Origin of the sequence: Cupriavidus sp. CuC1, from assembly GCF_044627735.1 — a bacterium.
Classification (GTDB): domain Bacteria; phylum Pseudomonadota; class Gammaproteobacteria; order Burkholderiales; family Burkholderiaceae; genus Cupriavidus; species Cupriavidus ulmosensis.
Genome location: NZ_JBIUHC010000014.1, coordinates 59,096 through 79,808, shown reverse-complemented (window position 1 = coordinate 79,808; position 20,713 = coordinate 59,096). Strand labels below are relative to the sequence as shown.

Here is a 20,713-nt window from a genome sequence, read left to right as displayed (position 1 = left end):
GCCGTACGCCACCATGGCGGCGCGCGCTCCAACGCTTTTTCGACGCAAGGTGACAGCGCAATGACCCAACGAGCGGATATGCAGCAAAAGTCGTTCTACCTGCTGCTGGCAGTAGTCTCGGTAGCCTTTTGCTTCGTCCTGTGGCCTTTCTCCGGCGCCGTGTTCTGGGGCGCCATCCTGGCCATCATCTTCACGCCGTCCAACAACTGGCTGACCCGGCGCATGGGCGGCCGGCGCAACCTGGCCTCGCTGACCACGCTGACGCTGTGCCTGCTGATCGTGGTGCTGCCGCTGATCTTTGTCACCGGCGCCCTGATCCAGGAAGGCAGCACCGTCTACCAGCAGATCAAGTCCGGCCAGATCAATTTCGGCGCCTACTTCCAGCAAGCCGTGCACGCCCTGCCGCCGTCGGTGACAAGGGTGCTGGACCGCTTCGGGCTGACCGATATCAGCGACCTCCAGCAAAAGCTCACCACGGGGGCTACCCAGGCCAGCCAGATCATCGCCACGCAGGCATTGAGCATCGGGCAGAACACGTTCCAGTTCATGGTCAGCTTTGGCGTGATGCTGTACCTGCTGTTCTTCCTGCTGCGCGATGGCCCGCAGATTTCCAAGCTCATCATGCGGGCGATCCCGCTGAGCGAGCCGCACAAGCAGCACCTGCTGCGCAAGTTCACCACCGTGGCCCGCGCCACCGTCAAGGGCAACATCGCCGTGGCTGCGGTGCAAGGCGCACTGGGCGGCCTGATCTTCTGGTTCCTCGGCATCCAGGGCTCGCTGCTGTGGGGCGTGCTGATGGGCTTCCTGTCGCTGCTGCCGGCGGTCGGCGCGGCGCTGATCTGGGGACCGGTGGCGATCTACTTCCTGCTGACCGGCGACGTGGGCAAGGGCTCCATCCTGATCGGCTTCTGCGCGGTGGTGATCGGCGCGGTGGACAACGTGCTGCGCCCCATCCTGGTCGGCAAGGACACCCGCATGCCCGACTGGGTGGTGCTGATCTCCACGCTGGGCGGCATGGCGCTGTTCGGGCTGAGCGGCTTCGTCATCGGCCCGCTGATCGCCGCGCTGTTTATCGCCAGCTGGGACCTATCCACGTCCACGCGCGAAGAAATCGAGCGCCGCGATGCCGCGCAGGACAAGGAGCCAAAGCCACCTGCGCCACCCGAAGGCAAAACCGGGCAAGCCGCGCGTACGGATTGAGCCCTGCCGCTGCTTGCCGGGACCGAACACACCAAGGAGTGAGCATTGCGTCAAGACAACCCAACATCCGGTGCAACATCGCCGGCAAAGGTAAAGCACTACAGCGTGCGCGAGCTGTTCCGCAAGCCGGACCGCTCGCAGTTCTCGATCTCGCCGGATGGCCGCCACCTGTCCTTCCTCGCCCGGCACCAAGGGCGCCAGAACGTCTTCGTGCAGGCCATCGACGCCGACGGCAACCTGCTGGGCGAAGCCCGGCCGCTGACCCGCGAGAGCGAGCGCGACCTGCCCTTCCACAGCTGGAAGGGCAACGCACACATCCTGTATGCGAAGGACTTTGGCGGCGACGAGAACTTCCATGTGCTGTCGGTGCCGATCGACGGCGGCGAGCCCGTCGACCTGACCCCGTACCCGGGCGTGCGCGCGGAGATCATCGACGATCTCGAGGACGATGACCGCCATGTCCTGCTGTCGCACAACAAGCGCGACCCGGAGGTATTCGACGTGCTGCGCGTCGACGTCGTCACGGGCGAGTCCGTGCAGATCGCGGAGAACCCCGGCAACGTGATGAGCTGGGGCACCGACCACGCTGGCCGCCTGCGGGTGGCAAGCGCCAGCGACGGCGTGAACACCACCCTGCTCTACCGCGATACCGAGGACGAGCCCTTCCGCCCGATCCTGACCACCGACTTCCGCGAGACGGTCTCGCCGCTGTTCTTCACCTTCGACGACAAGCAGCTGTACGTGCAGTCGAATCGCGGCCGCGACAAGACGGCGATCTTCGAGTTCGATCCGCAGACGGCCCGGGAAGGCCGCCTGGTCTTCGAGCACGACGAGGTGGATGTCGGCGGCCTGTCCCACTCGCGGCGTCGCCGCGTGCTGACCGCCGCCTGGTACACCGACTGGAAGACACACCGCCATTTCTTCGACGCCCACGCCGAGCAGATCCATGCCGACCTGGAGCGGCACCTGCCGGGCTACGAGCACCACGTCACCAGTATCACGCGCGACGAGACCCGCATGATCGTCTCCGCGTCGAGCGACAAGACCACCGGCACGCGCTACCTGTACGACAGCGGCACAAAAAAACTGGTCACGCTCGGCAAGGTGCAACCCTGGCTGGATGAAGCCGACATGGCCGGCATGCAGCCGATCCGCTTCACCTCGCGCGACGGCCTGCAGATCCACGGCTACCTGACGGTGCCGGTGGCCAGCGCGGGAGAGCCTGCACCGCAGGGCCTGCCTCTGGTGGTCAACCCGCACGGCGGCCCGTGGACGCGCGACGTATGGGGCTTCAACCCCGAGGTACAACTGCTCGCCAATCGCGGCTACGCGGTGCTGCAGATCAACTTCCGCGGCTCCACCGGCTACGGCCGCGCGTTCTGGGAGGCGAGCTTCAAGCAGTGGGGCAAGACGATGCAGCACGATATCGACGACGGCGTCGACTGGCTCGTCGCGCAAGGCATCGTGGACCCCAGGCGCATCGCGATCTACGGAGCAAGCTATGGCGGCTATGCGACGCTGGCAGGCGTGGCCTTCACGCCGGACCGCTATGCCGCGGCCATCGACTATGTCGGCGTATCGAACCTGTTCACGCTGCTGGAGACCATTCCCGCGTACTGGAAGCCGATGCTCGACATGCTGTACGAGATGGTCGGCAACCCCAACGTCGAAGCCGAGCGCCAGGCCCTGCACGATGCCTCGCCGGTGTTCTTCGCCGACAGGATCCGCACGCCGCTGCTGGTGGCGCAAGGCGCCAACGATCCGCGCGTCAAGCAGGCGGAGAGCGACCAGATCGTCCAGGTGCTACGCTCGCGCGGCGTGGATGTGGAATACCTGCTCAAGGAAAACGAGGGCCACGGCTTCCACAACGAGGAAAACACCTTCGACTTCTATGAAGCCATGGAAGCGTTTCTCGCCAGGCACCTGGCCAAGAAGGGTTGATCCAGGGGGGTGATCCGCGCCGAAATACTACGAAAGCCACGCGCGGGGCATGAAACAAAAAAGGCGTAGCGGTTGCCCGCTACGCCTTCTCGCAATGCTGGTGGGTCGTGCGTGACTCGAACACGCGACCAACGGATTAAAAGTCCGCTGCTCTACCGACTGAGCTAACGACCCGGAAAAACTGAAGCCGCGATTATAGGAATATCTTGGCGCTAAAGTCAACCTTTGAACGCGAACTACTCGTGCTAGATCATGCGCTCAAGCCGCCATATCTGGTAGCGGAAGCCCAGCACCGCGCCAACCAGGATGCCGGCCAGCGCGATAAAGGAGCCAATCGCCAGCGTGGATACGCCTGACAAGCCCTGCCCGATGGTGCAGCCCAGCGCGGTCACGCCGCCCGCGCCCATCAGGATGCCGCCCACCAGATGGTTGCCAACGTCCTCGGCGCTGCCAAAGCCTTCCCAGCGGAAGGTGCGGGTCACCAGCGCATACGCGGCGGCACCAGCCACCACGCCCAACACGCTGACGATGCCGATGGTCAGCACCTTGCTCTTGTCGCTGAACATCATCAGCCAGTCAAGCGTATAGGCGTAGGGGGCGACGAAGCTCAGGCTCTCCATGCGGCCGCTGTTGCTGGCGACGAACAGTTCGTCGAGCGTATTGGGATCTTCGGCGACATAGCCCAGGTGCCCGGATACGTACCACATGGCCACGATGATCAGGCCCACGGCCAGGCCGCCCAGCAGGTTATCGAAGGTACGGAAGCCGCGTCCGGCCAGCGCCCAGATCACCAGCGCCCCGCCCAGCACCAGCGCGATGCCGAGCTGCAGGGTGGCGCGCGCCATGCCGCTGGCCTGCGCCAGCACGGAGGGCAGGTCCTGCGTGGTGGGCAGCGAGAGGGCCACGGCATCGACGGTGTTCACGCGAATCACGCCAAACAGGCCGCGCAGCGTCATATAGGCCGACAGCCCCAGGAAGGCGAACACCACCAGCGACTTCAGGTTGCCGGCGCCGATGCGCACCAGCGTCTTGCTGCCGCAGCCCGAGGCCAGCACCATGCCGAAGCCGAACATCAGCCCGCCCACCAGGGCCGAGAGCCAGCTGAGCTTGCTGGCGGCATAGATGGTCTTGGTGGGATCGATGTAGCCGCCCGCGGCCAGCGCGGCGGTGCCGATCATGGCCACGCCGATGGCCAGCCCCCACATGCGCATGCGGGTCCAGTCGCCCATGTTGACGATGTCGGAGACCGCGCCCATGGTGCAGAAGTGCGTGCGCTGGAGCACCGCCCCAAAGGCGAAGGTCAGGATGAAGGTGCTCGCCAGTACGGTACGGCTGAGCGCGGCAATATCGATTTCGGGCATGGGTGTCCGGCGGGGGAAGCGCAAACGGGTGGGTGCGCGCAAGCGCGCTTGTGGCAACGGCAACCGTCAGGCGGCGCCCTGGTAGCGGGTGGGATCGGGCACGCCAGCGGCCTCGAAGCCCGCCCGGCGGATGCGGCAGGAGTCGCACACGCCACAGGCACGGCCGTCGTCGTCGGCCTTGTAGCACGACACCGTCATGCCGTAGTCCACCCCGAGCTTGACCCCAGCGCGGATGATCTCGCCCTTGGTCATGTCGATAATGGGCGCGTGCACGCGGATGCGCTCGCCTTCCACGCCGGCCTTGGTGGCCAGGTTGGCAAGCGCCTCGTAGGCGGACACATACTCGGGCCGGCAATCCGGATAGCCGGAGTAGTCGACCGCGTTGGCGCCGAAGAACAGGTCGCGGCCGCCAATGGCCTCGGCCCAGCCCAGGGCCAGCGACAGCATGATGGTATTGCGGGCCGGCACGTAGGTGACCGGAATGCCGCCGACGGCGCCGTCGGTGGGCACCTCAAGGCTATCGTCGGTCAGCGCGGAGCCGCCGAAGCGACGCAGGTCGAGGTCGATGATCTCGTGGCGCACCGCGCCCAGGGCGGCGGCCACGCGCTTGGCGGCTTCCAGTTCCGAGGAGTGGCGCTGGCCGTAGCGCATCGACAGCGCATAGGTCTCGAAGTCCTGCGCATTGGCCATGGCAAGGACGGTGGCGGAGTCCAGGCCGCCGGAAAGCAGGACGATAGCGCGTTTTTTCATGATGGCAGGGCGCGGCGCCTGGCGGCGCCACGCAAAATTCGAGGCGAATCATATATTTTAGCGCGGCCAGGACAAAGGGCCCGCGAAAAGCGGGCCCTTTGTCTTCTGCCTACCACCTGGGCCGCATGCCAGCGCCCCACCCTCCCGGGCGCCTACTTCAGCGTCTTGAGGCGATTGCTCGCCGCCTGCGCGCCCTCGGTGCCGGGGTATTTGGCCACCACCTGCTCCAGGGTCTTGCGGGCCGCGGGCTTCTGGCCCGATTCGATCTGGTTGTTGGCGATGGCGATCAGCGCATCCGGCACCTTGGGGTGATCCGGATAGGCCTGCACCATGTTCTGCAGCACCGACGTCGAGCCGCGGTAGTCCCGCTGCGCGTACAGCGAGTTACCTAGCCAGTACTGCGCCAGCGGCACGTACGGGCTTTGCGGGTACTTCTTGATGAAAGCCGAGAATACGTTGCCCGCGCCCTTGAAGTCCCCGGTCTGGAACTGCTTGAGCGCGGCGTCATACTCCGTCTTCTCGCCCGGTTGCGACAGCCCTTCGCGACCATCCACGGTGACCTGCTGCGGCTCGAATTTCTTCAGGCGCGCATCCAGGTCAGCGTAGTAGTCTTTCTGCTGCTTTTGCAGCGTCGTCACCTCGTTCTGCAGCATCTCGTTCTGGCCGCGCAGCCGCGCCACTTCCTGGCGCAGGCCCTCGAGCTGGTTCTGCATCTCGAGCTGCGCGCGGCTGTTCTGGTCGATACGCTGCGAAGCGGTCGCCTGGAAACCGTTGAACTGGTCGCGCATGTTCACGATGGCTTTGCGCGCCTCGTCATCGTCGAACACGCCGGCCCGCGCCTGTGCCAACGGCAGCAGGCTGGCGCAGGACATCGCAGTAAGCAATACCAACTTGGAGACGCGTGCTTTCATGAGATGGCTATCCGCAGATTAGTACGTGATGTCCGCGCGGCGGTTTTCCGCCCAGGCGGCTTCGTCGTGGCCGGTTGCCTTGGGCTTTTCCTTGCCCAGGCTGACGGCTTCCATCTGGCTTTCCGGCACGCCCAGCGAGGACAGCGAGCGGCGCACGGCTTCGGCGCGCTTCTGGCCCAGTGCCAGGTTGTATTCGCTGGTACCGCGCTCGTCGGTGTTGCCCTGGATCAGGATGCGGCGGCCCTTGTTGGCACCCAGGTACTTGGAGTGATCCGACAGCATGCCCTGGTAGTCAGGCTTGACGCTATAGCTGTCGAAGTCGAAGTACACGCTGCGCTTGGCCAGCGGGCTGTTCGGATCGTTCAGCGGATCGCGCGAGACGTCCACCGGCGCCACGGCGCGAGCGTCGGTCGAAGGCGTGCCCTTGCCGGCACCGGCGTTGGCGGTATCGTCCAGCTTGACGCCGGAGCTGCAAGCGCCGAGGGCCAGCAGAGCGGCGACGGCAAGGGTTTTGGTCATCATATTGGTCATGGCTAGGAACTCCTCGTTTATTGCATGAATGGTCCCCAGGACGGCTCGCGAACCTCGCCGGACTGGAGCGACAAAACCTGCCGGGTACGCCCGTCAGTGGACACTGCCGCCAACACCGAGCGACCTCCCACCCGGGTGGCATAAAGAATGTACTTGCCGTTGGCGGCGAAGCTTGGCGCTTCGTCGTTGGCGGTGTCGGTCAGCGACGTGACATCGCCGTTGCCGAGGTCCATCAACTGCAGCTTGAAGCCGCCGCTGCGGGTGATATAGGCCAGTTGCTTGCCATCCGGGGAAATGCGCGGGCTCACGTTGTAGCTGCCCTTGAAGGTGACGCGCTGAGCTGCGCCGCCCTCTTCACCGCCGGCCGGCATGCGGTAGATCTGCGGCGCGCCGCCGCGATCGCTGGTGAAGTAGATGCTGCGGCCGTCCGGCGCGTATTGCGGCTCGGTGTCGATGGCGCTGCTGCGTGTCAGGCGCTTGAGCCCGGAGCCATCGGCGCCGACCTGGTAGATCTGGGTATTGCCGTCGCGCGACAGCGCCACCGCCAGGCGCTGGCCATCCGGCGACCACGAAGGCGCGCTGTTGTTGCCCTTCTGGTTCGACACCAGCGTGCGCTTGCCGGTCGCCAGGTCGTGCACGTAGACCACCGGCTTCTTGGCCTCGAAGGACACGTAGGCAACCTTGCTGCCGTCAGGGGACCACGAAGGCGAGATGATTGGCTCGTTGCTGGTCAGCGCCACCTGGGAGTTCTGGCCGTCGGAGTCCGAGATCAGCAGCTGGAAGCGCCCGCCCACCCGCGAGACATAGGACAGCCGCGTGGCAAACACGCCGCGCTCGCCCAGCAGCTTCTCGTAGATGTAGTCGGCGATCTTGTGGCCGGTCACGCGCAGCTGGTTGCCGCTGACGGTGAAGGCGAGGCCACCCAGGCTGGTGCCCTTGACGGTGTCGTAGAGGCGGAAGCGCACGTCATACTGGCCGTTGCCGGTGGGTGTCACGCTGCCGGCCACGAAGGCATCGGCGCCGCGCGCCTTCCAGCTGCCAAGGTCGGCATTGGCGGACTCCGCCACGGTGGCGCCGCCCGGGTCGACATTGCGGAAGCGGCCGCTGCGCTGCAGGTCGCTGCGGATGATGGCTGTGAGATTTTGGGGGGCCTGTGCTTCGCCCTGGAAGTTGGCCGTGGCGATCGGGAGCTGGCTGGCGCCAACGCCGGTGATTTCAACGTTCAATTGCGCCTGCGCGCTGCCGGCCGAACAGGCCAGCACCACTGCCAGCCCGGCAAACAGGGCGTGCGCGCGGGTGCTGTGCCGCCGCGCGGCCAGCCAAAGGGGGGCCCAAAGCTTTCGCATGCTGCTCCTCAGTCGAGATCAATATTCATATCGAACGCGGCCGGCAAAGCTGGAGCCATGGTACGGGCAGGCAGACTGAAGGCATGTCGCATGCCTGTATCGGGTGCCCCGGGCACATTTGCCGGCTGCGTCAGGCAACCTGTCATCGTAGCGGTGGGACTACCGAGCATCGACGTAGGTTGCAATATGTTGCAATTCGAATTATCCCGTGCCGTTGCCATCACCGCACCCCTTAATCCTTAGGCTTGAAGGTGATGGTGAAGCTGGCCGGTGCCTTGCCGTTTTCGTCGCGGGGCAGCGGGTCCGAGCGCTCCACCGCGCGCAGCACGGCGTTGTCCCAGCCCGAATTGCCGCTGGACCTGGACAGCCGCGCGGACATCAGCGAGCCGTCCGGCGCCAGCTGAACGGACACCACCGCGGCCGGATTGCCAGGCACGTCTTCGGTGAACACGATATTCGGCTTGACGCGGCGCCGCACGCGATCCGGGTAGCCAGGCGAGGCCTTGCCGCCGGAACCGGCGCCACTGCCTGCGCTGCTGCCGACACCACCGCCGCCGCCGACTGCCGCCCCGCCACCCGCCAGGGCCTGCAGGCGTGCCAGCTCGCTGTGGCGCTGGGCATTGGCGGCCGCGTCGCGCTTGGCCTTGGCATCGGCATCGGCCTTGGCTTTCGCGTTGGCGGCGGCCTTGGCTTCGGCGTTGGCCTTGGCCTTGGCGTCCGCGCTCGCCTTCGCCTTCGCGTCTGCCTCGGCACGCGCCTTGGCATCGGCCTCGGCGCGGCTCTTGGCTTCGGCGCGGGCCTTGGCGTCGGCTTCCTTGCGCTCGCGCTCAGCCTGCTCCTTGCGCTGCTCCTGCAAGGCGGCCTGCTTGCGCGCGTCTTCCTTGCGCTGGGCTTCCTTCTTCAGGTCGTCCTTCTTCTGTTCCTCGCGGCGCTGCTCTTCGCGGCGCAAATCGTCCTTGCGCTGGGCGTCCTTGCGGGCGGCCTCCTTGCGTGCCGCTTCCTGCCGATCGGCTTCCTGGCGCGCGCGCAGGTCGGCCTGCTGGCGCGCCTCTTCGCGGGCGGCGGCCTCGGCCTGGCGGCGCTTTTGCTGCTGGAGGGCGATCTCGGCGTCCTCTTCCGCACGGGACCTCACCGCTGGCGGGGGGGGTGCGGGCCGGGCTTGTACGATAGGCTGGGGTTCGGGCGGCGGCGGGGGCGGGCGCGGGGCGGTAGTGGCCGGGACCTCATCCCAGAGCTCGGCTTCGGCGCCGACCGGGGTGCTGCTCTGCCAGTGCACACCGAAATACAGCACGATGCCCAGCAACAAATGCATGAAAACCGCAAGCAGGAAGGAACGCAGGGTTCCCCGCTCCGGGGCCGGCTGATAAGGATAGGCGGCGGTCTTCATCGCGTGGGGCGCTGCTTACTTGGGCTTGACCATCAGGCCGACGCGCTTCACGCCGTCGGCCTTGAGCACCGACATGACGTCGAGCACGGCCTCGTACCTGACCGAGCGGTCGGCGGCGATCACCACCGGCTGGTCGGGATTCTCGTTCTGGCGCTGATGCACGAAGTCGATCAGGCCCTGCTTGTCGAGCTTGCGCTCGAAGCTGTTGCCAGCGTTATCCTTGCCGCGCGCGGTCAGTGCGCCGTCCTCATGCACGGTCACGACGATGGGAGGCGCCTTTTGCTGCTGGGTGGCGTTGGCCACGCTGGGCAGGTCAACCACGGCGGGGTTCACGATCGGTGCTGCCACCATGAAAATGACGAGCAGCACCAGCATCACGTCGATGTAAGGCACGACGTTGATGTCGGCACTGGCCCGGCGGCGCGAGCCGCCACGGCGCTGTATCGCTGCCATTGCTGGTTCTCCTTGACCGAAGACGTTGGTGGCTTCGGCGCTTTAGCGGGTCTGCCGTTGCAGGATGTTCAGGAACTCTTCCATGAAGCTCTCGAAGCGGATGGCCAGGCGATCGACTTCGGTAGCGTAGCGGTTGTAGGCAATGACCGCCGGAATCGCCGCGAACAGGCCGATGGCGGTGGCGACCAGCGCCTCCGCAATGCCGGGCGCCACTGCGGCAAGCGTTGCCTGCTGCACATTGGACAAGCCGCGGAAGGCGTTCATGATCCCCCATACGGTGCCGAACAAGCCGATGTACGGGCTGACCGAACCCACCGAGGCCAGGAACGGAAGATGCGATTCCATCACATCCATCTCGCGCTGGTAGGCCGCGCGCATGGCGCGCCGCGCGGCGTCGAGCAGCGCGCCGGCGTCGTTGTTGCGCTCGCGCGCCTTCAGGTATTCGCCCATGCCGGACTCGAAGATCCGTTCCAGCGCGCCCGTGTTGTGACGGTTGTTGGCTGCGCTCTGGTAGAGGGCCTGCAGATCACCGCCGGCCCAGAAGTCGCGCTCGAAACCCTCGGTCTGGGTGCGCGCGGCGCGCAGGGAGAAATGCTTGCGGAAGATATATGTCCACGAGAACAGGGACATCACCAGCAGCAGGGCCATGACGGCCTGTGCCAGCACACTGGCGTGCAGCACCAGCGAAATGATCGACAGGTCTTGCGTGACGGTCACGGGATTCATCGAGCGGTCTTGATGGTTGCAAGGACGGGAGCGGGAATGGGAGTCGGGCGGAATGTGCTGCGATCAACACACCCGACCCGGATGGCGCCAGTAGCCAGCAATTGCTCACCACGCCAGGCTTCCTGGGCGAATTGGACCGACGCCGGGCCAACCCGTTCAATCTGTGTCCGGATCTCAAGCAGGTCGTCCAGACGGGCGGGGGCATTGTAGTCCACCGCCGTGCTTCTGACGATGAAGACGACGCCGGACTCATCGGCCAGCGCTTGCTGTTCGATGCCAAGCGAGCGCAGCCACTCGGTACGGGCGCGCTCGAAGAATTTGAGGTAATTGGCGTAGAACACCACGCCGCCCGCGTCGGTGTCTTCCCAATACACCCGCAAGGCCCACACATTGTTGCTCATGGCCGCGATTGTAGCGGAGAGCCGGCCCGACCCGGTGTAAACCCTTGTCCGACATTACAACACTTACATTGCCTGACAGACAAGGCATTGACTTTCGGCCCCGGGGCCCGCCACACCGTCTTGCAGCGAGCCAGCGCCTCGCGTTAAACTGCCGCCAACCATTCCATCTTGCGCGACTGGCGAAGTCAGTGGGCACTACCACGAGGAAGCGCAAAGTTCTCTGGCGCGATGTTTCAAGCGCCTGCCGCTCGCCTGGGCAGCGAATGGGAAGCAGGGTGCGCCCTGCGCCGGATAGCTAACGCGTCCGACGCCGGTCGCCTGTGCCTTCCCCGCGCGCCCTACCCCGAAGCCATTCGGAATTCCCCTTTTTTCAGACGAGTTTTCGCCATGTTCGAACGCAGCCGCTATACGATCGACCAGATCGACCCTGAGATTTTTGCCGCCATCCAGAAGGAAGACCAGCGCCAGGAAGAACACATCGAGCTGATCGCCTCGGAAAACTACACCTCGCCGGCCGTGATGGCCGCGCAAGGCTCGCAACTGACCAACAAGTACGCTGAAGGCTATCCCGGCAAGCGCTACTACGGTGGCTGCGAGTACGTCGACGTCGTCGAGCAGCTCGCCATCGACCGCGTCAAGCAACTGTTCGGCGCCGAAGCCGCCAACGTGCAGCCCAACTCCGGCTCGCAAGCCAACCAGGGCGTGTTCTTTGCCGCGCTGAAGCCGGGCGACACCATCATGGGCATGAGCCTGGCCGAAGGCGGCCACCTGACCCACGGCATGGCCCTCAACATGAGCGGCAAGTGGTTCAACGTCGTCAGCTACGGCCTGGACGCCAACGAAGACATCGACTACGACGCGCTGGAAAAGCTGGCCCAGGAAAAGAAGCCCAAGCTGATCATCGCCGGCGCCTCCGCCTTCGCCCTGCGCATCGACTTCGAACGCATCGCCAAGGTAGCCAAGTCCATCGGCGCCCTGTTCATGGTCGACATGGCCCACTACGCCGGCCTGATCGCCGCCGGCGAGTATCCCAACCCGGTACCGCACGCCGACTTCGTCACCACCACCACCCACAAGAGCCTGCGCGGCCCGCGCGGCGGCGTGATCCTGATGAAGGCCGAGCATGAGAAGGCCATCAACTCGGCCATCTTCCCCGGCATCCAGGGTGGTCCCCTGATGCACGTGATCGCCGGCAAGGCAGTCGCGTTCAAGGAAGCCCTGTCGCCCGAGTTCAAGGCCTACCAGCAACAAGTGGTCAAGAACGCCCGCGTGCTGGCCGAGACCCTGATCGAGCGCGGCCTGCGCATCGTCTCCGGCCGTACCGAAAGCCACGTGATGCTGGTCGACCTGCGCGCCATGCAGATCACCGGCAAGGAAGCCGAGAAGGTCCTGGGCGAGGCACACATCACCGTCAACAAGAACGCCATCCCCAACGACCCGGAAAAGCCGTTCGTCACCTCGGGCATCCGCCTGGGCTCGCCGGCCATGACCACCCGCGGCTTCAAGGAAGAAGAAGCCCGCCTGGTGGCCAACCTGGTCGCCGACGTGCTGGAAAACCCACACGACCTGGCCAACATCGCCAGCGTGCGCGAGCAAGTGGCGGCCCTGACCAAGCGTTTCCCGGTCTACGGCTGATGCCCCCTGCGCCACCCGCCCATGCGCGGGTGGCCGGCAGCCCGCCGCGGCCCGCCAGCGCCGCCGGCGGGCCTTGCCAACCCGGCCCGGCGCGACACAAAATGACAAGACGCTGCACGCGCAGCACGCGCCCCGGCTCAAACTTCGAGGTGGTCAGGCATGAAATGCCCCTTTTGCGCCCATTCCAACACCCAGGTCCTGGACACGCGCATGTCGGAAGAAGGCGATACTGTGCGCCGCCGCCGCCGCTGCGAATCCTGCGACCGCCGCTTCACCACCTATGAGCGGATCGAGCTGTTCTTCCCCGCCATCGTCAAGAAAAACGGCTCGCGCGCGGACTACACCCGTGACAAGCTGAAGGACTCGATGCGCCTGGCATTGCGCAAGCGCCCGGTCTCGGCTGAAGCTATCGACGCCTCCATCACCCGCATCGAAGAGAAACTGCTCGCCCTCGGCGAGAAAGAAATCCCCAGCAGCCAGGTCGGGGAACTGGTCATGCGCGAGCTGCGCCGGCTCGACAAGATTGCGTATATCCGGTTTGCTTCGGTGTATCGGAGCTTTGAGGACGTGTCGGAATTCCGCGACATGCTGGATGAGTTTTCGGCGTCTACCCCACGAAAGCAGTAGAAAAAGTAACGGGGACGTTGTTTAATTCTTCCCAAACTGGGTCCTAGGTGGCAATTCTTATATCTATACTTCCACCTGGGTTGCCGTTACAAAAAATAGAACGAAGCCAAAAGAACGTAGTCTTTTCGGACGAGGGTCAAGATGGGTCAGTCAAGCTGTCGGGGGACGGCCGGCTTCACCATGCTCGAAGCATTGGTGGCAATCGTCGTGCTCGCTATCGGCGTGCTCGGCGTGGCAAATCTTCTTATCAAATCATTCCGATTCTCCCAACAAGCGTCCTATGACACGCTGGCGCTGCAGCTCGCTAGCGATATGGCAGACCGCATGCGGGCTAACAGCGCCCAAATGCTCGCCAATAACAGCAGTTACTTCTTCGACACGAGCACCGGCGCCCCGGCGGTGCCGACGGGCGCCAATTTCTTTTCCACCCCCTGCGCATCCGGCAGCCCGGTTTGCGCAGCCAACATGGTCACATTCGATTTGGCCGAATGGACGCAACGCGTCCAGACGGCGTTGCCGGGTGGGCGCGCGGTAATCTGCCGCGACTCCAACATTTATTCCACCTCCGCCGGCTACACCTGGGCGTGCAACGCCACGGCCGGCGGCACGGGCCAAGCCAGCGATAGCCCGATCGTCATCAAGATGGGCTGGGTATCGCGATTCGCCGACAAGCCGGGAGTGGATGTCGCGACCGGTACAACCATGCCAGACACGCAAGCCGCCGACGGCTCGGCAACGCCACAGATCGTGATTGTGGCCAACCCGGGGGTCAGCAATTGAAAACGCTCATGGCCGGCTCCAGACAAACAACCCGGCGTCGCCTGCGAAGCTCAGGCTTCTCCATGGTTGAGCTGATGGTTGCACTGACGCTTGGCATGCTGGTGCTAGTTGCATCAACCTCCTTTTACTTACTGACCCGCAGCACCTATAGCAGCATCAATGACAGTGCCAGCCTCGAGGAGCGCGGTCAGTTCGCGATCGGCGTCGTTTCACGAATGCTGCGTCAGATTGCCTACACGCCGCCGGCCAGCGATGGTGGTTCAATGCAGATCAGCTCGCAGATGCTGATGGGACTGGACAACTGTTCAACCCCCTCGGACAGCGAGACGCTGGCTTGCGATGCTGGCACCGCCGTCAATGCCAGCGACGTGTTGCTGACTCGATTCTTCGGCGTCGGGACGGCGGCTGACCCGACGGTGAGCGATGGGTCCATGGTGGATTGCTCCGGACAGGCCGTCGCCGCGCCGTCCAGCATCGATAGTGCCGCAAGCCAACGCGGACTCTCGATTCTCTATGTGCAGAACGGCGCCGATGGCCTGCCATATCTGATGTGCAAGTACCGGCGGCGCGCAGCCGGCAAGGAGACCTCTACCTTCGTCGCACAGCAACTTGTTCCCGGCGTAGAGAACTTGCAGGTCCTCTACGGCATCTCCACGGATGACGACGAAGTGGCAGACAAGTTCGTTCCCGCCAGCCAGGTCGGCGCAACTGAATGGGCGCGAGTCTTTGCACTGAAGGTGGCTTTGGTCGTGCGCGGCGACAATGCAAGCGCAGACAGTCCCGGGCAGCCCACGATCCGGCTCTTCGGCCCCATGTACAACGGCGCCGATGGCACGTACACGCCGGCTCAAAACCCACAATCCGCGCGCCGCATGTTCACGGCGACGGTACAAGTGCGCAACTACCTGAGTTGCATGCAGGGAGACCCTTCGTGCCTCTAATCCATCCAGCCCTGAAATATCCAGCCCGCGGCTTTGCCCTGGTCACCGCGCTGATCATGCTGCTCGTCATATCCGTGCTGGCACTGGGTGGCGCAAGATTGGCGCTGGACTCAAAACGCACGACCCGCAATCAACGCGATTTCGAGATTGCATTCCAGGCAGCTGAGGCCGCCTTGCGCGATGCCGAGATGGACATCCAGAACACAACCGGCCCCAAGAGCCGCTCGGCAATTTTCCAGCCGACAGCGGCGACGGGCTTCACAGTCGAAGGTGGTTGCAATATCGGCACGACGGTGGCCGCCCCTTACCAGGGCCTGTGCAATACATTGGCAAATATCAACGCACAGATATGGAACACCGTTAGCTGGAGCGCTTCTGCCACCAACCCGCAGACGGTGGCCTACGGCACCTTTACGGGCCGGACATTCCCGACCGGGACGGGCCTGACTCCAAGCCAGAAGCCTCGCTACATCATCGAACTGCTTCCCGACCAATCCATTGGCGGCGCCGTTGGCAACACGCGTTATATGTATCGGGTGACAGCGGTTGGCTTTGGCCCCAACAGCGCCACCCAGGCAATGGTTCAGTCGCTGTACCGCAAGACCGACAACTAGAACAGCCAGCATCGAATCGGGAACGAATTCATGAAGACACTCCGACGCCTGTTGCCTCTGTGCGCGATGCTATGGGTTACCGCGCTTTGGGCAGCAAGCACGCCAAGCGTGCCAACCGTAGCCATTGCGCAGACGCCGCTATTCGGGCAATCGCAAAACATTCACCCCAACTTGATGATGACGCTCTCGGTAGAGTTCCCGACTACGGGCACTGCCTACCGCGGCCCCCTGAATTCGAAGAGCGTCGATACATCATATAACTACAATACAACTTACCTCGGTTACTTCAATGCAGCCAAGTGCTATACGTACGACAGCACCAATGGCTATTTTGTAAGTAGCGGCAACGCTTCCGGCAATGGAGGCCATGAATGTTCCAGCGCATTTAGCGGAAACTTCATGAACTGGGCCGCCTCGTCCTCGATCGACGAACTGCGGATGGCGATGACCGGCGGAGACCGCGTGCTGGACACCGCTACCCAGACGGTCTTGCAGCGCGCGGTGCTCCGAGCGGACTTTTTCCGCAGCAACAGTTACTTTCCGGTCAAGAGCGTCACGGCTGTCAACAACATCAGCAGCGCGCCGAGTGCGGTGACGCCATACTCATACAGCACGATTTATATCGCTTCGTGTGGCAACCACATTTTCTTTTCCGATGCGGACGATAGCAGCGGCAACTGCGGGAGCCCTGGGAAATATGCCGACGTTTACAAGAGCGGCAAGCTGACGGAACGACGCAGCTTCCGTGTGCAGGTTCAGGTTTGCGATAGCAACGAGGCAACTACACGCACCGACCTCTGCTACAACTATGGCAACAATTACAAGCCCGTCGGCCAGATGCAGAGAAATGCCGATCGCGTGCGCTTTGCGGCCTTCGGCTATCTGAACGACGGTACCAACGACTCCAGCAAAACGCCAAACGAACGCTATGGTGGCGTGCTGCGGGCGCCAATGAAGTATGTCGGCACTACTGCGGTGGACTCCAGCCTGAAAACGATCGCAAATACGGCAAAGGAATGGGATCCGGCAACTGGCGTGTTCTATCGGAACCCGCTCAACCGCACAGAAGGAATCAGCGGGGTTATCAACTATCTCAACCAGTTTGGCCGCACGAGCACGCAACTCAGTGGCAAGACAATGGGCGACCTTGGTGGCCCAACAGACAACCCGCTCGGCAACTACAAGACGTATGACCCGATCAGCGAACTGTTCTACGAGAGCATCCGCTACCTGCAATTTCACAAGGACGGCCCCACCCCACAAGCCATCAGCGGCCTTCCGAATACGACCTATGCAGACAACTTCCCCGTCTACACGACCTGGGATGCGGACCCGATGCTCAACAGTTGCCAGCGCAACTACGTAGTGACGATTGGCGACATCAATACCCACGAGGATCACTACATTCCAGGAAACGTCGACAGCTCGCACGGCGACCCTGCCCGGGCAGTGGACAGCTATAGCGGATTCGATGTGCGAGCCTGGACCAACAAGGTCGGAGCACTCGAAACCAATACGCCGGCGGCAGGCAATGCCACCCCCCTGCCGTCCTCATTCACGAATCTGGGCGACATCCTGCATCCGACCTCGAACTGGTCCACCTACTACATCGCAGGGGTCGCCTACTGGGCGCATACGTCGGCCTTTCGCCCCGACATGCCCTCTGCACGCGTCACGACGTTTGGCATCGACGTCAACGAAGCCGGGAACGGAACGGTCGGAGCGACCCAGCGTCAGAGCCAGATCTTTCTTGCGGCAAAGTACGGCGGATTCAAGGACGACAAGATCGACGGCGGCAACGCGGACGGCAATCCCTTCAAGGCTGCCGGCCAGGGCGGAACAACAGTGACCAACAATACGGAGTGGGAAGCCGCACCCACAGGATCAAACGTCCCGTCGAACTGGTTTCTGGCAAGCCAACCGCAGGCCATGATCGATGCCATCAAGAAGATCTTCGTGCAGATCACGAGTTCCGCGGGCACCCTCTCGGGCATCGCGCTCACTAGCAACCGCATCGTGCAGAATGGCTTTGTCTACACGCCCGGTTTCGACCAGAAATGGAATGGCCAGTTGTCCGCCTATGCCATTTCCAAAAGCGCCGACGGCACAGCCGTCACGATCGCGCAGACCAGAACGTGGGAGGCAGGGGCCCGGCTTGCCAGCAAGAGCCCAAGCACGCGCTCCATTTTCACCCTGAACTCGACCAGCGGCGGGGGAGTTCCCTTTCAGTTCACAGGAAACGCGATCTCGTCTGCCCAGCAGGCGCTGCTCAACCTTAACCCTGACTCTGGCTTAAGTGATGGCAACGGCCAAATTCGCCTCAACTATCTTCGTGGCGACAGGACACAGGAAAGCAATGGGCAAGGCGGCGGCGGTCCGTTTAGAGCCCGCACGACGGTATTCGGCGACATCATCGGGTCGGGCCCGGTATTTGTGGGCGACCCTGCCGCAACCCGTACCGACAGCGGCTACAGCAGCTTCCTGACTACCTATGCCGGCCGCACCCCGATGGTTTATGTCGGAGCCAACGACGGCATGTTGCACGGCTTCAACGCGAATACCGGCGACGAAGTCTTTGCCTATGTGCCCAATGCCATATTCAGCGCGCTTCCGCAGCTCACATCGCCGAGCTACTCGCACCGCCCTTACGTGGATGCCACGCCGCTGGTTGCGGAGGCACAGGTCAATGGCGCCTGGAAATCCGTGCTGGCTGGCGGTTTAGGTGGCGGCGCACAGGGTATCTACGCGCTGGATGTAACCGACCCTGACGGCGGCAAGAGCGCAACCCCTTTTAGCGGGGCTAACGTCCTTTGGGAGTTCACCGACAAGGATGATGCCGACATGGGCAATGTCATGGGCCCGCCGATCGTCGCCAAGCTGCAGACCGGTACGGATACCAGCGGCAACCCGGTCTATAAATGGTTTGTCGTGGTCGGCAATGGCCTGAATTCCAACCAGAGTGACGGCTATTCGAATGCCAATTCCCCATCTGCCTTGTTCTTGCTTTCACTGGACAAGACGGCCGGTACCGCGTGGACTCTGAACAGCAACTACTTCAAGATAGTCACGCCGGCGCCCGCGACAGTGCCGCCTTACGTTACGGCGAACGGCTTGAGCACACCAGCTTCGGTTGGCGCCCCGAATGGCCGTGTCACAAGCTTCTATGCCGGAGATCTGCAGGGCAATTTGTGGAAGTTCAATGTGGCCGGCACCCCAAGCACGTGGAATGGCAACGCTACCGCCGGTGCCCTGCCGGCTTTTGGCGGAACACCTGGCAAGCCGATGTTTATCGCCACCGACTCTCAAGGGCGGCGTCAGCCGATCACGGTTCAGCCGCAGGTGGTCTACGCGCCCGGCGGATATATGGTGCTGTTCGGCACGGGCAAATACTACGAACTGTCGGACACGTCCTCCACAGTTAGCCAGACCAATTCGTTCTATGGCATTTACGACGGTGGCGGCACCAACTACGTCCCGGACCGCAGCAAGCTTAATGTAGTAACGATGCAGGCGGCTGCCGACGGAAAGTCGTACACCTTCAATTCCTCATCTTACGCACCCGGCTATGCCGCGCCTCGCAAGCCTGGCTGGGTTCTGGACTTCCTGGACTCGACGGAGAGGCAAGTCACTTCCGTGGTTGCGCAGGACGGGATCGTGTACTTCAACTCCCTCTACACAGGCACGGACTCATGCGGCACCAGCGGCGGCAGCAGGAGCTACGCGCTTGGCGCGCTGACCGGCATGCCGGGCACTGGGGTATCGGGCTATCTGTCCAGCATCGGCCTGCTCGGCGCGCCGTCTGTGATCGTCATCAACGTCAAGAACGCGGATCGCAGCTCGGTCGGCGGCATCGTCGAAACCAAGACCACCCAGGTCATCTCATTTGGCGCATCCGGCACTGCATCTGTCGGAGCCAATGGCCAGAGCGGAAACTCGACCAATTCAAACATACGCAAGGCCCGCGCCGGATGGCGCGAGATTCGAAATTTCACGCTGAATTAGGATCGGAAGGGATTCGCTATGCAACGTGCCAATAGGAAATCCCAACGCGGCTTCACGTTGATTGAAGCCGTGATCACGGTGAGTATCATCGCCATTCTTTCCGCGATTGCCTACCCGAACTACTCGAGTTACGTCACGAAGGGCAAGCGCGCCGAAGCCAAGGCCGCCCTGCTCGAAGACATGCAACTTTTTGAGCGGCATTTTTCGCAGGTAAACAGCTACTACAGCGCGGGTACGACCACGCTCTGGACTGGCTACAAGACCTGGTCCGGAGATTCTCCCACTACCGGCAGCTACCAGATCCTGGCGGCCCAATGCGGTGCATCGAATGGACAGTGCGTGGAACTGCAAGCCAGCCCGATCAAACCGGACTCAACATGCGGCACCCTGGTCTATCGCAGTACCGGCGAAAAGTACAACATGCTTTCCAGCGGCGTGTATGCAACGACCGCAGGCTGCTGGTAAGCACAATGAAAAAGCTTCGGATCCAGCCCGGCCGTGCAAACGGATTCACGCTCATCGAATTGGTGATCACGATGACGATTGCCGCCATTCTGCTTGCCATGGCGACGCCCAGCATGAGCGACTTCCTACGGCGGCAGCGCCTCGTTTCGGCGGCCGACAGCTTCGCGTCTGCCATTGCGCAGGCGCGCTCCGGCGCAGCCGCGACCAACAGCTATGTCACCGTCGCTCCCATCGGTGCGGCGTGGAACAATGGCTGGCAGGTATTCTCCGAACACAGCACGCCTGACGGTGCTTTCACGACGAGTGACACGTTGCTCTCGCAATACGATCCGATCCCCAGCGATATCACCATCACCTTCAATACCAACCCCGATGCAACGGGATATGTCGCCTTTTCGCCGGTCGGTTATTCGATCACGGCGGCTACAAGATCTCAACTCACGGCGACTGCAACATTCACGCTGGGAACGCTGCAGCGCGTGGTGGAGATCAATGCGCTCGGCAGATCGAGAGTCTGTGACCCGTCGCGAGATACGACTTGCACCGCGAGTGCGCTCGCACCTCCCTGATCCATCTGACGCGGCAACCGGATGGATCGGATTGACGCCGCCCCGCGCACCGCCGCTGCGGGCACGCACAATT

General features: G+C 63.3%; 19 protein-coding genes, 1 tRNA gene and 1 riboswitch. Of the genes, 10 read left to right on the top strand and 10 right to left on the bottom strand.

The window, feature by feature from the left end; all coding sequences use genetic code 11:
• The first annotated feature begins 60 nt into the window (after positions 1–60).
• Both ACGLHR_RS08860 and ACGLHR_RS08855 read left to right on the top strand, forming a co-directional pair.
• On the top strand, positions 61–1,200 hold the full coding sequence (locus ACGLHR_RS08860; protein ID WP_400093282.1) for an AI-2E family transporter: 1,140 nt from the start codon (positions 61–63) through the stop codon (positions 1,198–1,200).
• A 45-nt stretch (positions 1,201–1,245) separates the two neighbouring features.
• Positions 1,246–3,141: a S9 family peptidase gene (locus ACGLHR_RS08855; protein ID WP_400093280.1), complete on the top strand. Its 1,896-nt coding sequence runs from the start codon at positions 1,246–1,248 to the stop codon at positions 3,139–3,141.
• A 98-nt stretch (positions 3,142–3,239) separates the two neighbouring features.
• Here ACGLHR_RS08855 and ACGLHR_RS08850 read toward each other — a convergent pair.
• From ACGLHR_RS08850 to ybgC, 10 genes are all read right to left on the bottom strand, one after another.
• A tRNA-Lys gene (locus tag ACGLHR_RS08850) sits at positions 3,240–3,315 on the bottom strand.
• Positions 3,316–3,386: 71 nt separating this feature from the next.
• Positions 3,387–4,502, bottom strand: coding sequence for a YeeE/YedE family protein (locus tag ACGLHR_RS08845; RefSeq protein ID WP_400093278.1), 1,116 nt, complete (start codon positions 4,500–4,502; stop codon positions 3,387–3,389).
• Positions 4,503–4,568: 66 nt separating this feature from the next.
• The gene (gene queC / locus ACGLHR_RS08840) at positions 4,569–5,252 is read right to left on the bottom strand and encodes a 7-cyano-7-deazaguanine synthase QueC (RefSeq protein ID WP_267603989.1); all 684 of its coding nucleotides are present in this window, start codon (positions 5,250–5,252) and stop codon (positions 4,569–4,571) included.
• Between the two features lie 152 nt (positions 5,253–5,404).
• Positions 5,405–6,163: a tol-pal system protein YbgF gene (gene ybgF / locus ACGLHR_RS08835; protein ID WP_400093276.1), complete on the bottom strand. Its 759-nt coding sequence runs from the start codon at positions 6,161–6,163 to the stop codon at positions 5,405–5,407.
• An 18-nt stretch (positions 6,164–6,181) separates the two neighbouring features.
• On the bottom strand, positions 6,182–6,694 hold the full coding sequence (gene pal, locus ACGLHR_RS08830) for a peptidoglycan-associated lipoprotein Pal (RefSeq protein ID WP_318234333.1): 513 nt from the start codon (positions 6,692–6,694) through the stop codon (positions 6,182–6,184).
• A gap of 17 nt (positions 6,695–6,711) precedes the next feature.
• The gene (gene tolB, locus ACGLHR_RS08825) at positions 6,712–8,040 is read right to left on the bottom strand and encodes a Tol-Pal system beta propeller repeat protein TolB (RefSeq protein WP_318234332.1); all 1,329 of its coding nucleotides are present in this window, start codon (positions 8,038–8,040) and stop codon (positions 6,712–6,714) included.
• Positions 8,041–8,272: 232 nt separating this feature from the next.
• The gene (gene tolA, locus ACGLHR_RS08820) at positions 8,273–9,427 is read right to left on the bottom strand and encodes a cell envelope integrity protein TolA (RefSeq protein WP_400093273.1); all 1,155 of its coding nucleotides are present in this window, start codon (positions 9,425–9,427) and stop codon (positions 8,273–8,275) included.
• A 15-nt stretch (positions 9,428–9,442) separates the two neighbouring features.
• Entirely contained in the window at positions 9,443–9,880 is a 438-nt protein-coding gene (gene tolR, locus ACGLHR_RS08815; RefSeq protein ID WP_267603992.1) for a protein TolR, read from the bottom strand.
• 42 nt (positions 9,881–9,922) lie between these two features.
• Positions 9,923–10,606, bottom strand: a complete 684-nt coding sequence (gene tolQ, locus ACGLHR_RS08810) for a protein TolQ (RefSeq protein WP_043348531.1) — start codon at positions 10,604–10,606, stop codon at positions 9,923–9,925.
• Positions 10,603–11,007: a tol-pal system-associated acyl-CoA thioesterase gene (ybgC, locus tag ACGLHR_RS08805; protein WP_043352192.1), complete on the bottom strand. Its 405-nt coding sequence runs from the start codon at positions 11,005–11,007 to the stop codon at positions 10,603–10,605. Before ybgC ends, tolQ begins: the two co-directional genes overlap by 4 nt.
• 162 nt (positions 11,008–11,169) lie before the next feature.
• Positions 11,170–11,272, top strand: a riboswitch (ZMP/ZTP riboswitch).
• Between the two features lie 122 nt (positions 11,273–11,394).
• On the opposite strand from ybgC, the gene glyA reads away from it, so the two are divergent.
• The 8 genes from glyA (at position 11,395) to ACGLHR_RS08765 (ending at position 20,640) form a co-directional block, all read left to right on the top strand.
• A complete protein-coding gene (gene glyA, locus ACGLHR_RS08800; RefSeq protein ID WP_267603993.1) occupies positions 11,395–12,642 on the top strand; it encodes a serine hydroxymethyltransferase in 1,248 nt (415 codons plus the stop codon).
• Positions 12,643–12,801: 159 nt separating this feature from the next.
• The gene (gene nrdR / locus ACGLHR_RS08795; protein WP_006162931.1) at positions 12,802–13,269 is read left to right on the top strand and encodes a transcriptional regulator NrdR; all 468 of its coding nucleotides are present in this window, start codon (positions 12,802–12,804) and stop codon (positions 13,267–13,269) included.
• Positions 13,270–13,410: 141 nt separating this feature from the next.
• Complete coding sequence (gene pilV, locus ACGLHR_RS08790) at positions 13,411–14,049, top strand: type IV pilus modification protein PilV (protein ID WP_318234328.1); 639 nt, start codon at positions 13,411–13,413, stop codon at positions 14,047–14,049.
• An 8-nt stretch (positions 14,050–14,057) separates the two neighbouring features.
• Entirely contained in the window at positions 14,058–14,990 is a 933-nt protein-coding gene (locus ACGLHR_RS08785) for a PilW family protein (RefSeq protein WP_400093269.1), read from the top strand.
• Complete coding sequence (locus ACGLHR_RS08780) at positions 14,981–15,604, top strand: pilus assembly protein (RefSeq protein ID WP_318234326.1); 624 nt, start codon at positions 14,981–14,983, stop codon at positions 15,602–15,604. Before ACGLHR_RS08785 ends, ACGLHR_RS08780 begins: the two co-directional genes overlap by 10 nt.
• 30 nt (positions 15,605–15,634) lie before the next feature.
• A complete protein-coding gene (locus ACGLHR_RS08775; protein ID WP_400093267.1) occupies positions 15,635–19,606 on the top strand; it encodes a pilus assembly protein in 3,972 nt (1,323 codons plus the stop codon).
• 18 nt (positions 19,607–19,624) lie between these two features.
• Positions 19,625–20,071, top strand: a complete 447-nt coding sequence (locus tag ACGLHR_RS08770; protein WP_318234324.1) for a type IV pilin protein — start codon at positions 19,625–19,627, stop codon at positions 20,069–20,071.
• A 5-nt stretch (positions 20,072–20,076) separates the two neighbouring features.
• Positions 20,077–20,640: a GspH/FimT family pseudopilin gene (locus tag ACGLHR_RS08765; RefSeq protein WP_318234323.1), complete on the top strand. Its 564-nt coding sequence runs from the start codon at positions 20,077–20,079 to the stop codon at positions 20,638–20,640.
• Positions 20,641–20,713 lie beyond the last annotated feature (73 nt).

Excerpts from the sequence above, each read along its gene's own strand:
- ACGLHR_RS08860 (WP_400093282.1), top strand. The coding sequence starts at position 61 with ATGACCCAACGAGCGGATATGCAGCAAAAGTCGTTCTACCTGCTGCTG.
- ACGLHR_RS08845 (WP_400093278.1), bottom strand. The coding sequence starts at position 4,502 with ATGCCCGAAATCGATATTGCCGCGCTCAGCCGTACCGTACTGGCGAGC.
- queC (WP_267603989.1), bottom strand. The coding sequence starts at position 5,252 with ATGAAAAAACGCGCTATCGTCCTGCTTTCCGGCGGCCTGGACTCCGCC.
- ybgF (WP_400093276.1), bottom strand. The coding sequence starts at position 6,163 with ATGAAAGCACGCGTCTCCAAGTTGGTATTGCTTACTGCGATGTCCTGC.
- pal (WP_318234333.1), bottom strand. The coding sequence starts at position 6,694 with ATGACCAATATGATGACCAAAACCCTTGCCGTCGCCGCTCTGCTGGCC.
- tolB (WP_318234332.1), bottom strand. The coding sequence starts at position 8,040 with ATGCGAAAGCTTTGGGCCCCCCTTTGGCTGGCCGCGCGGCGGCACAGC.
- tolA (WP_400093273.1), bottom strand. The coding sequence starts at position 9,427 with ATGAAGACCGCCGCCTATCCTTATCAGCCGGCCCCGGAGCGGGGAACC.
- tolR (WP_267603992.1), bottom strand. The coding sequence starts at position 9,880 with ATGGCAGCGATACAGCGCCGTGGCGGCTCGCGCCGCCGGGCCAGTGCC.
- tolQ (WP_043348531.1), bottom strand. The coding sequence starts at position 10,606 with ATGAATCCCGTGACCGTCACGCAAGACCTGTCGATCATTTCGCTGGTG.
- ybgC (WP_043352192.1), bottom strand. The coding sequence starts at position 11,007 with ATGAGCAACAATGTGTGGGCCTTGCGGGTGTATTGGGAAGACACCGAC.
- glyA (WP_267603993.1), top strand. The coding sequence starts at position 11,395 with ATGTTCGAACGCAGCCGCTATACGATCGACCAGATCGACCCTGAGATT.
- nrdR (WP_006162931.1), top strand. The coding sequence starts at position 12,802 with ATGAAATGCCCCTTTTGCGCCCATTCCAACACCCAGGTCCTGGACACG.
- pilV (WP_318234328.1), top strand. The coding sequence starts at position 13,411 with ATGGGTCAGTCAAGCTGTCGGGGGACGGCCGGCTTCACCATGCTCGAA.
- ACGLHR_RS08785 (WP_400093269.1), top strand. The coding sequence starts at position 14,058 with ATGGCCGGCTCCAGACAAACAACCCGGCGTCGCCTGCGAAGCTCAGGC.
- ACGLHR_RS08775 (WP_400093267.1), top strand. The coding sequence starts at position 15,635 with ATGAAGACACTCCGACGCCTGTTGCCTCTGTGCGCGATGCTATGGGTT.
- ACGLHR_RS08770 (WP_318234324.1), top strand. The coding sequence starts at position 19,625 with ATGCAACGTGCCAATAGGAAATCCCAACGCGGCTTCACGTTGATTGAA.
- ACGLHR_RS08765 (WP_318234323.1), top strand. The coding sequence starts at position 20,077 with ATGAAAAAGCTTCGGATCCAGCCCGGCCGTGCAAACGGATTCACGCTC.